This is a genomic window from Streptomyces sp. NPDC054047 (genome assembly GCF_055585065.1).
The window spans coordinates 660,728-672,770 of sequence record NZ_JBVJKV010000002.1 but is presented as its reverse complement, the minus strand read 5'-3'; the positions used below and the strand labels follow the sequence as shown (position 1 = coordinate 672,770).

Below are 12,043 nucleotides of genomic sequence, written 5' to 3'. Positions count from 1 at the left end.
GCCCCTGCACAGGGGCGGAGACTGTTTCGGAGCAGGGCGAGGCAGCGCGCTGTACTGGGTGAGGTGTGGTGCGTGGCGTCTTACGGGCCGTGCGGGTCGTACATACCGGTCGGGCCGAAGAGGACGGTCAGGCCGGTGAGAACAGGTGGTCGCTGATGAGCCGGGCGCCGCCGATGACTCCGGCGGTCGGCCCCAACTCGCCCAGGACGATGGGGAGGTTGCCGGTCGCCAGGGGCAGCGACTGGCGGTAGACCTGCGTGCGGATGGCGGCGAGCAGCGTATGGCCGAGGCCGGTGACACCGCCGCCGATCACCACGAGGCCGGGGTTGAAGAAGCTGACGAGGCCCGCGATGACCTGGCCGGTGCGGTTGCCGCCCGCGCGGATGAGGTCGAGTGCGGTGGCGTCACCGGCGGCCGCGGCCGCGGAGACGTCGATCGCGCTGAGCTTCCCGGCGGCTTCCAGGCGGGTCGCGAGCTCCTGGGAGAGCCCGGCGCCGACGGCGTCCTCGGCGTCGCGGGCGAGTGCCGCGCCGCTGAAGTACGCCTCCAGGCAGCCCTTGTTGCCGCAGGCGCAGGGCCGCCCGTCGGGCTCGACCTGGATGTGGCCGATGTCGCCCGCGCTGCCGGTCACCCCTCGGTAGACCTCACCGCCGACGACGATCCCGCACCCTATGCCGGTGCCGATCTTGACGCAGAGGAAGTCGCCCACGGAGCGTGCGACGCCCGCGTGCTGCTCCCCCATCGCCATCAGGTTCACGTCGTTGTCGACCATGACGGGGCAGCCCAGGTCCTGACTGATGGCCTCCCGTACGGGAAAGCCGTCCCACCCCGGCATGATCGGCGGGGCGACCGGGACGCCTTCGGGGAAGCGGACGGGACCCGGGACGCCGATCCCGGCGCCGTCGAACCCTTCCGCGAGCCCGGAGGCCTTCAACTTGGCCGCCATGGCGAGGACTTGCTCGAAGACCGCGACCGGTCCTTCGCGCACGTCCATGGGCTGGTTGATGTGGCCGAGGACCTCCAGCTCGGCATTGGTCACCGCTACGTCGACCGAGGTCGCGCCGATGTCCACACCGAGGAAGCGGAGGGCGGGGGCCAGGCGGATGTTGTGGGAGCGGCGGCCGCCGCGCGAGGCGGCGAGTCCGTCGGCGACCACGAGTCCGGTCTCCAGGAGCCGGTCCACCTCGACGGCCAGCTTCGACCGCGAGAGGTCGACCTGATCGCCGAGCTGGGCACGGGAGTTGGGCCCTCCGTCACGCAGCAGTCGCAGCAGTCGCGCCTGGTGCGCATTGGCGGGTCGAGCCGTCATACGTCTCACGCGCCCCTCCCCGCCTCAGTGGGCAACTCATGTCGTCCAACTCGTCCCGCCGCGGCGGATTTTCGCCGTCGCGTCGGGCTTTCGAGGGGAACGTAGCAGCGCCTGCCGGGAGTGGGAAGAAGTTGCGCACGAATTACCCATGACTTTCTCCAGTCACAGGACAAAGAGGCGGACAGACGTGTCCCACGGGCATGTCCAAGGGGGGCGTACGGACTGAGCCGCGGAGCAGAACCGTACGGCTCAGTCTCCGCGGCTCAGTCCGCGCCGCTCGCTCCGCCCGGCCGACGCGTCAGGCCTCGCGCTCGCGCCGGTGGTAGGTCTCGCGGGTGTGTTCCGTGTGCGCGCGCATGATGTCCGTGGCCGCGCGCTCGTCGCGCTCGGCGATCGCCGCGATCAGCCGGCGGTGCTCGATCCAGGACTGCTTGCCCCGCTGCCTGGCCACCGGCGTGTAGTACCAGCGCACCCGGCGGTCCACCTGCCCGGCCAGCTCGGCCAGGACGACATTGCCCGCGAGCTCCATCACCTTGGCGTGGAAGGCCGCGTTCGTGGTCACCACCAGGTCCACGTCGCCGTCCGCGACGGCCTGCTCGCCCTTGGCGCACAGCTCTTCCAGGGCGGTGATCCCCGCGGTGCCGGTGTTCGCGGCGGCGAGCCGGGCGGCCTCCGCCTCCAGGAGCGTACGGACCGTGAGCAGCTGGTCCGCCTCCTCCTCGGTGGGCTCGTGCACGAACGCGCCCTGTGCGGGGCGCAGATCGACCCAGCCCTCGGTGTTGAGCCGCTGGAGCGCCTCGCGCACCGGCTGCCGCGACACCCCTAGATGCCCGGCGAGTTCGCTCTCCACGAGATGCTGGCCCGGCTGGAGCGCGCGTGTCGTGATGAGTTCGAGCAGCGCTTCGTAGACCCGCTCACGGAGCGGACCTGGGCGTTCCAGCTTGGGCACCGCCCCCTGCGGCAGTCCTGTGGACAACATCGCGGTCCCCTCGTCGACGATTGCCTTTTGTCTACAGTCTACTGAGCACAATGGCCAGCACCAGGGGGAGTCGGTCCGGTCACACGCGCCAGGGGCACGCTAGGGGCAGCGGATGACCTGGCCCGCGTACGACAGGTTCCCGCCGAAGCCGAAGAGCAGCACCGGATCCCCGTGGACGATCTCGCCGCGCTCCACCAGCTTGGACAGGGCGAGCGGGATGCTGCCCGCCGAGGTGTTGCCGGAGTTCACTACGTCGCGTGCGACGACCGCGTTGACCGCGCCGATCCGCTCGGCGAGCGGCTCGATGATGCGCAGGTTGGCCTGGTGCAGGACGACGGCGGCCAGGTCCTCGGGGGTGAGACCGGCGCGCTCGCAGGCCTTGCGGGCGAGCGGCGGCAGCTGTGTCGTCGCCCAGCGGTAGACGCTCTGGCCCTCCTGGGCGAACCGCGGGGGCGTGCCCTCGATGCGGACGGCGTTGCCCATCTCGGGCACCGAGCCCCAGAGCACGGGGCCGATGCCGGGCACCTCGCCGGGCGCGCAGGCCTCGACGACGGCCGCGCCCGCCCCGTCCCCGACCAGGACGCAGGTGGTGCGGTCCGTCCAGTCGGCCACCTCGGACATCTTGTCCGCGCCGATCACCAGCGCGCGGGTGGCGCCGCCGGCCCGCACGGCGTGGTCGGCGGTGGCGAGCGCGTGCGTGAAGCCCGCGCAGACGACGTTGATGTCCATGGCGGCCGGTGAGGGGATGCCCAGGCGGGCCGCCACCCGCGCCGCCATGTTCGGCGAGCGGTCGATCGCGGTGGAGGTGGCGACCAGGACGAGGTCGATGGCGTCGGGCGCCAGGCCGGCGGCGGCGACGGCCTTGGCCCCGGCCTGCGCGGCGAGCTCGTCGACCGGCTCCTCGGGGCCCGCGATGTGGCGGGTGCGGATGCCCACGCGGGAGCGGATCCACTCGTCGCTGGTGTCGACCAGGCCCGCCAGGTCCTCGTTGGTGAGGATCTTGGCGGGCTGGTAGTGGCCGACGGCGGCGATGCGTGAGCCGTGCATGTACGGGTCCCCCTTGTTGCCGGAGATGCGGGACCGTCCAGTCTGGTCAGCGACTCACCGGTAACAGGACACGTAATGCGACAGGAATCGGTCTCGGGGTTTGGACACTTCTCATCATCGTGTCACCCGGTGAAGAGCTGTGTGGCCTTGTGTACGAGTTCATACACCCCATATCCGAGCGGAACCCCCACCCAGAGCCAGGCACCGACGATCAGCGCCGTGCGGCGGGGCGGACTACTTGGCGGCGTGCTGGTCGGTGCCGTCATGGGCGGCCTCCCTCGGGGCGGGAATGTGGTGGCGGGCGTGGACGGGACGGACGAACTCGTTCGCCACGAACCCGATGACAAGAAGGCCGATCATGATCGTGAGGGAGAGGCCGTAGAGCCCCGCCCCGTGCTTGCCCGCCTCCTCCTGGCGGTCGGCGACCCAGTTGACGATCAGCGGCCCGAGGACACCGGCCGTGGACCAGGCGGTGAGGAGTCGGCCGTGGATCGCGCCGACCTGGTAGGTCCCGAAGAGGTCCTTCAGATACGCGGGGATCGTCGCGAAGCCGCCTCCGTAGAAGGAGAGGATCACCAGCGCGCAGACGACGAAGAGCGGTTTCGAGCTGTCCCCGAACTGGACGATCAGCAGGTACATCAGCGCGCCGACGCCGAGGTAGACGCGGTAGACGTTCTTGCGGCCGATCAGGTCGGACGTGGAGGACCAGCCGATGCGCCCGGCCATGTTCGCGGCGGAGAGCAGCGCGACGAAGCCCGCCGCGGCGGCGGCCGAGACCGGTGTCGAGGTGTCGGAGAAGAAGTCGGTGATCATCGGCGCCGCCTTCTCCAGGATGCCGATGCCCGCGGTCACATTCATGCAGAGCACGATCCACAGGCACCAGAACTGGGGCGTGCGCACGGCGGCCCGCGCGGACACCTGCGGCCCGTCGAGCACGCCGGGGGCGCCGGGGGCCCGCGCCCCTTCCGTACGCGGCACCCGCACCAGGAACACGCCGAGCGCCATGAAGGCGGCGTACGTGAGGCCGTGCACGAGGAAGGCGAGCGCGATGCCGTCGGAGTCGGAGCCGAAGGAGTCCAGCATCTGCGCCGACCAGGGCGACGCGATGAGGGCGCCGCCGCCGAAGCCCATGATCGCGATGCCGGTCGCCATGCCGGGGCGGTCGGGGAACCACTTGATCAGTGTCGACACGGGCGAGATGTAGCCGATGCCCAGACCGATGCCGCCGACGAAGCCGTAGCCGAAGACGATCAGCCAGTACTGACCGATCGCCGCGCCGAGTGCCGCGATCAGGAAGCCGGACGAGAAGCAGACGAGGGCGACCGTCATCGCCCAGCGCGGGCCGTTGCGCTCCACGAGGGTGCCGCCGAAGGCCGCCGAGAGGCCGAGCATCACGATGCCGAGCTGGAAGGGGAGCGCGCTCTGCGTGCCGCTGAGGTGGAGCGCTGATTCCAGCGGGGGCTTGAAGACGCTCCAGGCGTAGGCCTGGCCGATGGAGAGGTGGACGGACAGGGCGGCGGGCGGTACGAGCCAGCGGCTCCATCCCGGAGGTGCGACGGGGGGCCTCATGATCCAGAACAGTAGGAATCAAGTGGGGAGTTGGGAAGAGGCGGAACCGATTCCGTCGACGGTATGCAATCTGCCGCGCGACCCCTTGCTGGGGCAACTTCCATACTGTAGACAATATTCCATCGACTGTTATGGCATGCGATGTAGTCCGTCACGAGCATGCGATGTCGACCCTGAGCCTTCTTCGGATCCCTCAACCGAACGGAGCGCGCCACCGTGAAAGTCGCAGTCCTCGGCGCCGGTGCGATCGGCGCCTATGTCGGAGCCGCGCTGCACCGCGCCGGTGCCGACGTCCATCTCGTCGCCCGTGGACCGCATCTCGCGGCCATGAGGCAGCACGGAGTACGTGTCCACAGCCCGCGCGGCGACTTCACCGCGCGGGCCCACGCCACCGACGACCCGGCCGACATCGGCCCCGTCGACTTCGTCTTCCTGGGCCTGAAGGCCAACTCGTACGCGGCGTGCGGGCCGCTGATCGAGCCGCTCCTGCACGACAGGACGGCGGTGATAGCCGCCCAGAACGGCATCCCCTGGTGGTACTTCCACCGGCACGGCGGCCCGCACGACGGCCACCGCGTCAGCAGCGTGGACCCCGACGGCGCGGTCAGTGCGGTGATCGCGCCCGAGCGGGCCGTCGGATGCGTCGTCTACGCGGCGACGGAGCTGGAAGGGCCGGGAGTCGTCCGGCACCTGGAAGGCACCCGGTTCTCCATCGGGGAGCCCGACCGCTCGCGCTCCGAGCGCTGTCTCGCCTTCAGCGACGCGATGCGGGCGGGCGGCCTGAAGTGCCCCGTCGAACCCGAACTGCGCGGCGACATCTGGATCAAGCTGCTCGGCAACATCTCCTTCAACCCGATCAGCGCGCTGGCCCGCGCCACGATGCGCGAGATGTGCCTGCACGGCGGCACCCGCCGCGTCATCGAGATCATGATGAACGAGACGCTCTCCGTCGCGGCGGCGCTCGGCTGCCGCCCCGACATCTCCGTGGAGCGGCGCCTTGCGGGCGCCGAGCGCGTGGGCGACCACCGCACCTCCACCCTCCAGGACCTGGAGCGCGGCAAACCGCTGGAACTCGACGTGCTGCTCGCGGCCGTCGTGGAACTCGCGGAGATCACCGGAGTCCCGGTGCCGACGCTGCGCACCGTCCACGCCATCTCCGATCTGCTGGCCGACCGCATGAGGAGCGCGGCATGAGCGAGAACATGAGGAGCGCGGCATGAGCAAGAAACGGGACCGGGTGCCCAAGACGTACGCCCGGCTCACCCACCCCCTCGTACGCGACTCGCGCGACGAGCCGCTGCGCCGGGCCACCTGGGACGAGGCGCTGACCCGGACGGCGGCGGGACTACAGGCCGCGCGCGGCGCGTTCGGCATGTTCTCCTGCGCCCGCGCGACCAACGAAATGAACTACGTGGCGCAGAAGTTCGCCCGCGTGGTGATGGGCACGAACAACGTCGACTCCTGCAACCGCACCTGCCACGCTCCGAGCGTCGCGGGCCTCTCCGCAGCCTTCGGTTCAGGCGGCGGCACGTCTTCTTATGAAGAGGTCGAGCACACCGACCTGATCGTGATGTGGGGCTCCAACGCCCGCTTCGCGCACCCGATCTTCTTCCAGCACGTCCTGAAGGGGATCAGGAACGGCGCCCGCATGTACGCCGTCGACCCGCGCCGCACCAAGACCGCCGAGTGGGCGGAGAGCTGGCTCGGCCTGAACGTCGGCACGGACATCCCGATGGCGCACGCGATCGGCCGCGAGATCATCCACGCGGGTCTGGCCAACCGGGCGTTCATCGAGCGCGCCACGTCCGGCTTCGAGGAGTACGCGGCCCTGGTGGAGCCCTGGACGCTCTCGCTCGCCGAGAAGGTGACGGGCGTACCGGCCGCCGCCATCAGGGAGTTGGCGCACGCCTTCGCGCGGGCCGAGCGGGCGCAGCTGTGCTGGACGCTCGGCATCACCGAGCACCACAACGGCACGGACAACGTCCGCGCGCTGATCAACCTCTCGCTCCTGACCGGCCACGTGGGGCGCTACGGCTCGGGCCTCCAGCCCCTGCGCGGGCAGAACAACGTGCAGGGCGGCGGCGACATGGGCGCGATCCCCAACCGCCTGCCCGGCTTCCAGGACATCCTCGACCCCGAGACCCGGCGGAAGTTCGAGACGGCGTGGGGCACGGTCATCCAGCCGCGCTACGGGCTGAACCTGACGGAGATGTTCGAGGCGATGGACGAGGGCGGGCTCAAGGCCGTCTACTGCATCGGCGAGAACCCCGCGCAGTCGGAGGCGGACAGCGAGCAGGCGATGCGCCGGATGCGGGCCCTGGACTTCTTCGTGGTCCAGGACATCTTCCTCACCAAGACCGCCGAGCTGGCCGACGTCGTCCTTCCGGCGACCGCCGCCTGGGCGGAGACCGACGGGACGACGACCAACAGCGAGCGGCGCGTGCAGCGGGTGCGCAAGGCCCTGCGGCCGCCCGGCGAGGCGCGCGAGGACATCGACATCCTCTGCGACCTCGCCGAACGGCTCGGCCACGACTGGAAGTACGCGGACGCGCAGGCCGTCTGGGACGAGCTGCGCTCGGTGTCGCCGGACCACTGGGGCATGACGTACGACCGTCTCGAGTCCCTGCAGGGCATCCAGTGGCCCTGCCCTTCGGAGGACCGGGTCGAACCGACGTACCTGCACGGCCGGTTGTGGGACGCGGACCCCGCGCGGCGCGGCACGCTCGCGCCTTTCGGGCTGGTCGCGCACGATCCGCCGGTGGACCTCACGGACGACTCCTACCCGATCCGGCTGACGACGGGACGGCGGCTCGACTCCTACAACACCGGGGTGCAGAGCGGGAGTTTCGCCTCTCCGCTGCGGCGCGGCGAGTACGTCGAGCTGTGCCCGGAGGACGCGGAGCGGTACGGGGTCGTGGTCGGCGAACAGGTGCGGGTGACCTCGCGGCGCGGTGCGGTGACGGCGCCCGTGTGGGTGGACCCCGGACTCCGCCCCGGTCTGGCCTTCATGACCATGCACTTTCCCGACGAGGTCGACACCAACCAGCTGACGATCGAGGCCAATTGCCCGATCGCGGGCACGGCGGAGTTCAAGGCGTCGGCGATACGTATCGAGAAGCTGATCGACGAGCTGGCCCAGCCAGTCAGGTGAAGTGAGGGTGACGCATGGATCTGCACTTCGGTGACAGCAAGCCGACGGACGAGGAGCGGGCGGCCGTCGACGCGGTCCTCGGGCCGCCCGGGTCCGCCTGGGAGGGGGCCGCCGACCGTAGCGACGCGGACCTGCGGTGGGCGCGGGGAGGCCGTGCGGCGCGGGAGCGGCGGGACGAGCTGTTGCCGGGGCTGCACGCGCTCAACGACCGCGTGGGGTGGGTGAGCGAGGGGGGCCTGGACTACCTCTGCCGGCGGCTGATGGTGCCGCCGGCGGAGGGGTACGGGGTGGCCACGTTCTACTCCATGTTCGCGGTCCGGCCGCGTCCGGCGACGGTGGTTCGGGTGTGTACGGACCTTGCGTGCGGGGGCGGTGCGGAGCTGTGCGGGGCCGTGCAGGCACGCCTTGGGCCGGAGTCGGGGGTGGCCGTGGAGCAGAGCCCCTGCCTGGGGCTGTGCGAGAGGGCTCCGGCTGCGTTGGTGGTGCGGGCGGGTGTGCCTGCGGCGCTTCCTTCCCCAACCCCGCCCCTTCCCGAAAACTCGCCGGCGCGAGGGCCTGGCGTGACCGCCGATCGCCTTGACGGCTCGTCCTCAAACGCCGGACGGGCTGAAAGATCACGGCCGGGAGAAGGAGTTTCAGCCCGTCCGGCGTTTGAGGACGAACTCGGCGGAGCCGGTGATCAACGGCAACCAAGGCCCCCGCGCCAGAGCGGGTTTTCGGGAAGGGGCGGGGTTGGGGAGAAGACTTACGTCACCGCAACCATCGCCCCAGCCGCACCCGACACCCTCACCCAAGCGGCCCTCGCCCCGGAAGCCGCCCCCGCCGAGCCCCCAGCGGCACTCGCCGTCCCCCAGGCAGGACAGGAAGGCCTCCTGCTGCTCAGCAGGATCGGCAAGGTGGACCCCTCCTCCCTGGACGACTACCGCGCCCACGGCGGCTACACCGCCCTGCGCCACGCCTTCGCCATCGGCCCCGCCGCCGTCATCCGCGAAGTGACCGACTCCGGCCTCGTCGGCCGGGGCGGCGCCGCCTTCCCCACGGGTAGGAAGTGGCAGGCCACCGCCGCACAACCCGACCATCCCCACTACCTCGTCTGCAATGCCGACGAGTCCGAGCCCGGCACCTTCAAGGACCGGGTGATCATGGAGGGCGACCCGTACTCGCTCATCGAGTCGATGACCATCGCGGGGTACGCCACCGGCGCCCACCTCGGCTACCTCTATCTCCGCGGCGAGTACCCCCGCGCCCTGGAGCGGCTCACCCACGCCATCGCGCAGGCCCGCGCGCGCGGGCTTCTCGGGGACGACGTCCTCGGGCAGGGGTACGCCTTCGACATCGAGATCCGGCGCGGCGCGGGCGCCTACATCTGCGGGGAGGAGACCGCCCTCTTCAACTCCATCGAGGGGTATCGGGGAGAGCCGCGCTCCAAGCCGCCCTTCCCGGTCGAGAAGGGGCTCTTCGGCAAACCCACCGCCGAGAACAACGTCGAGACCCTCGTCAACGTGCTGCCCGTCCTCAGCATGGGCGCACAGGCCTACGCCGCCATCGGCACCGCCAAGTCCACCGGGCCCAAGCTCTTCTGCGTCTCCGGCAGTGTCGAGCGCCCCGGCATCTACGAGCTTCCCTTCGGCGCCACTCTCCGCGAGCTCCTCACCCTCTCCGGGATGCCGGACAACCTCCGCGCCGTCCTCCTGGGCGGCGCGGCCGGAGGCTTCGTACGACCCGACGAGCTCGACATCCCGCTCACCTTCGAAGGGACCAGGGACGCGGGCACCACCCTCGGCTCCGGGGTGGTCCTCGCCCTGGACGACACCGTGCCGCTCCCCCGCGTCCTGCTGCGCATCGCCGAGTTCTTCCGCGACGAGTCCTGCGGGCAGTGCGTGCCCTGCCGGGTCGGCACCGTCCGGCAGGAGGAGGCCCTGCACCGCATCGTCGAGCGGACCGGGGCGGAGGCCGCCGGGGACATCGCGCTCCTGCGCGAGGTGGGGCGGACCATGCGGGACGCCTCCATCTGCGGGCTCGGCCAGACCGCGTGGAACGCCGTGGAATCCGCCATCGACCGTCTGGGGGCGTACAAGTGACCGCCGTACCGCTGGGAATCCCGCGCCGTCTCGTCGAGTTCACGCTGGACGGGCAGGACGCCAGAGTGCCCGAGGGGGCGACCATCCTGGAGGCCTGCCGGGCCGCGGGCAAGGATGTCCCGACCCTCTGCGAGGGCGACACGCTGACCCCGAAGAACGCCTGCCGGGTGTGTGTCGTCGAGGTCGAGGGCGCCCGTACCCTCGCCCCGGCCTGCTCGCGCCTGGCCGAGCCGGGCATGACCGTGCTCACCGACACCGAGCGCACCCGGCACAGCAGGAAGGTGGTCCTTGAGCTGCTCGCCTCGTCCGTCGACATGTCGACCACGCCGAAGGTCGCGGGCTGGCTCAAGGAGTACGACGCCAAGCCCGACCGCTTCGGCCCGGACGCCGCGCGGCTCAACGAGGAGCCCCGTATCGACAACGACCTCTACGTGCGCGACTACGACAAGTGCATCCTCTGCTACAAGTGCGTCGACGCCTGCGGCGACCAGTGGCAGAACACGTTCGCCATCTCCGTGGTGGGCCGCGGCTTCGACGCCCGGATCGCCGTCGAGCACGACGGTCCGCTGACCGAATCCGCGTGCGTGTACTGCGGCAACTGCATCGAGGTCTGTCCGACCGGGGCCCTCAGTTTCAAGTCCGAGTTCGACATGCGGGCGGCGGGGACCTGGGACGAGGAGCGGCAGACGGAGACGACGACGGTGTGCGCGTACTGCGGAGTCGGCTGCAACCTGACCCTGCACGTGCAGGACAATGACATCGTGAAGGTCACCTCACCGCACGACAATCCGGTGACCCACGGCAACCTCTGCATCAAGGGCCGTTTCGGCTACCAGCACGTACAGAACCGGGACTGATCGACATGGGACGAGTCACGGAGCGCCGTCGCGTCATCCGCATCAGGGACGGGGCCGTCACCGAGCGGCCGGACACCCTGGTCGCGGAGGAGCCGCTGGAGATCCGGCTGAACGGGAAGCCGCTCGCCATCACGATGCGCACGCCGGGTGACGACTTCGCGCTCGCGGCGGGCTTCCTGGTGAGCGAGGGGGTGCTCGGCTCGGCGGACGAGCTCCAGTCCATCGTCTACTGCGCCGGGGCCACGGCGGACGGCGTGAACACGTACAACGTGGTCGACGTGAAGACCGCTCCGGGGCTCGTCCTGCCCGACATCACCCTCGAACGCAACGTCTACACCACCTCGTCCTGCGGCCTGTGCGGCAAGGCGAGCCTGGACGCGGTCCGCACGACGGCCCGCTGGGCGATCGACGACACGGACGGCGGCGCCACTGCCCCGGTCCGGCTCGGGACCGAGCTGCTCGCGTGCCTCCCCGACCGGCTGCGGGCGGCGCAGCGGGTCTTCGACCGGACCGGGGGCCTGCACGCGGCGGCCCTCTTCTCCGAGGACGGCGAACTGCTCGACGTACGGGAGGACGTGGGGCGGCACAACGCGGTCGACAAGCTCGTCGGGCGCGCCCTCCAGGACGACCGCCTGCCGCTGTCGCGCTCCGTGCTGCTCGTGTCGGGGCGCGCCTCGTTCGAGCTGGCGCAGAAGGCGGTGATGGCGGGCATTCCGGTGCTCGCCGCCGTCTCCGCGCCCTCCTCCCTCGCCGTCGATCTGGCCGCCGAGACGGGCCTGACCCTGGTCGGCTTCCTGCGCGGCTCCTCCATGAACGTGTACGCGGGCGAGCACCGGATCGCCGTGCGGGCCTCGGCCTCCCAGGGCTGACCGGCCGCTCCCCGCTGCACGGCGGCGGGACCCCGACCGGCGGGGAGCGCCCCCTGCGCCGGCGGGGTCCCGGGCCCGCTCCGCGGGTCCGGCCTCCTGACCTGGCTGCGTCCATTCGTGCCACGCACGCTTCTTGTGGGGTGTCGAGCCTCCCAAGTAGCGTCTGTGGCGCGAACGTTGG

At 70.9% G+C, this 12,043-nt stretch carries 10 protein-coding genes; 5 read left to right on the top strand and 5 right to left on the bottom strand.

Translation table 11 applies throughout. The annotated features are described in order from the left end of the window. Positions 1-127: 127 nt before the first annotated feature. The 5 genes from ACZ6ZP_RS09630 to ACZ6ZP_RS09610 form a co-directional block, all read right to left on the bottom strand. On the bottom strand, positions 128-1,309 hold the full coding sequence (locus ACZ6ZP_RS09630; protein ID WP_351160760.1) for an ROK family transcriptional regulator: 1,182 nt from the start codon (positions 1,307-1,309) through the stop codon (positions 128-130). 298 nt (positions 1,310-1,607) lie between these two features. Continuing rightward, a complete protein-coding gene (locus ACZ6ZP_RS09625) occupies positions 1,608-2,288 on the bottom strand; it encodes a GntR family transcriptional regulator (protein ID WP_351159310.1) in 681 nt (226 codons plus the stop codon). 99 nt (positions 2,289-2,387) lie between these two features. Further along, positions 2,388-3,335, bottom strand: a complete 948-nt coding sequence (locus ACZ6ZP_RS09620) for a beta-ketoacyl-ACP synthase III (protein WP_351159308.1) — start codon at positions 3,333-3,335, stop codon at positions 2,388-2,390. A 122-nt stretch (positions 3,336-3,457) separates the two neighbouring features. Then, a complete protein-coding gene (locus ACZ6ZP_RS09615; RefSeq protein WP_454429241.1) occupies positions 3,458-3,601 on the bottom strand; it encodes an MFS transporter small subunit in 144 nt (47 codons plus the stop codon). Beyond that, positions 3,570-4,904, bottom strand: a complete 1,335-nt coding sequence (locus ACZ6ZP_RS09610; RefSeq protein ID WP_351159305.1) for an OFA family MFS transporter — start codon at positions 4,902-4,904, stop codon at positions 3,570-3,572. The genes ACZ6ZP_RS09615 and ACZ6ZP_RS09610 overlap by 32 nt, the downstream gene beginning before the upstream one ends. Positions 4,905-5,120: 216 nt before the next feature. Between ACZ6ZP_RS09610 and ACZ6ZP_RS09605 the strand changes: the two genes are divergently transcribed. From ACZ6ZP_RS09605 to fdhD, 5 genes are read left to right on the top strand one after another with little or no spacing between them, the layout of a single operon-like run. Then, positions 5,121-6,098 (top strand): 2-dehydropantoate 2-reductase, encoded by a 978-nt coding sequence (locus ACZ6ZP_RS09605; RefSeq protein WP_351159302.1) that lies wholly within the window; start codon positions 5,121-5,123, stop codon positions 6,096-6,098. A gap of 22 nt (positions 6,099-6,120) precedes the next feature. Further along, complete coding sequence (locus tag ACZ6ZP_RS09600; RefSeq protein ID WP_399973641.1) at positions 6,121-8,055, top strand: molybdopterin oxidoreductase family protein; 1,935 nt, start codon at positions 6,121-6,123, stop codon at positions 8,053-8,055. A gap of 14 nt (positions 8,056-8,069) precedes the next feature. Beyond that, entirely contained in the window at positions 8,070-10,136 is a 2,067-nt protein-coding gene (locus ACZ6ZP_RS09595; protein ID WP_469406231.1) for an NADH-ubiquinone oxidoreductase-F iron-sulfur binding region domain-containing protein, read from the top strand. Continuing rightward, on the top strand, positions 10,133-10,993 hold the full coding sequence (locus ACZ6ZP_RS09590; RefSeq protein WP_351159294.1) for a 2Fe-2S iron-sulfur cluster-binding protein: 861 nt from the start codon (positions 10,133-10,135) through the stop codon (positions 10,991-10,993). The genes ACZ6ZP_RS09595 and ACZ6ZP_RS09590 overlap by 4 nt, the downstream gene beginning before the upstream one ends. 5 nt (positions 10,994-10,998) lie before the next feature. Further along, a complete protein-coding gene (fdhD, locus tag ACZ6ZP_RS09585; RefSeq protein ID WP_351159291.1) occupies positions 10,999-11,862 on the top strand; it encodes a formate dehydrogenase accessory sulfurtransferase FdhD in 864 nt (287 codons plus the stop codon). Positions 11,863-12,043 lie beyond the last annotated feature (181 nt).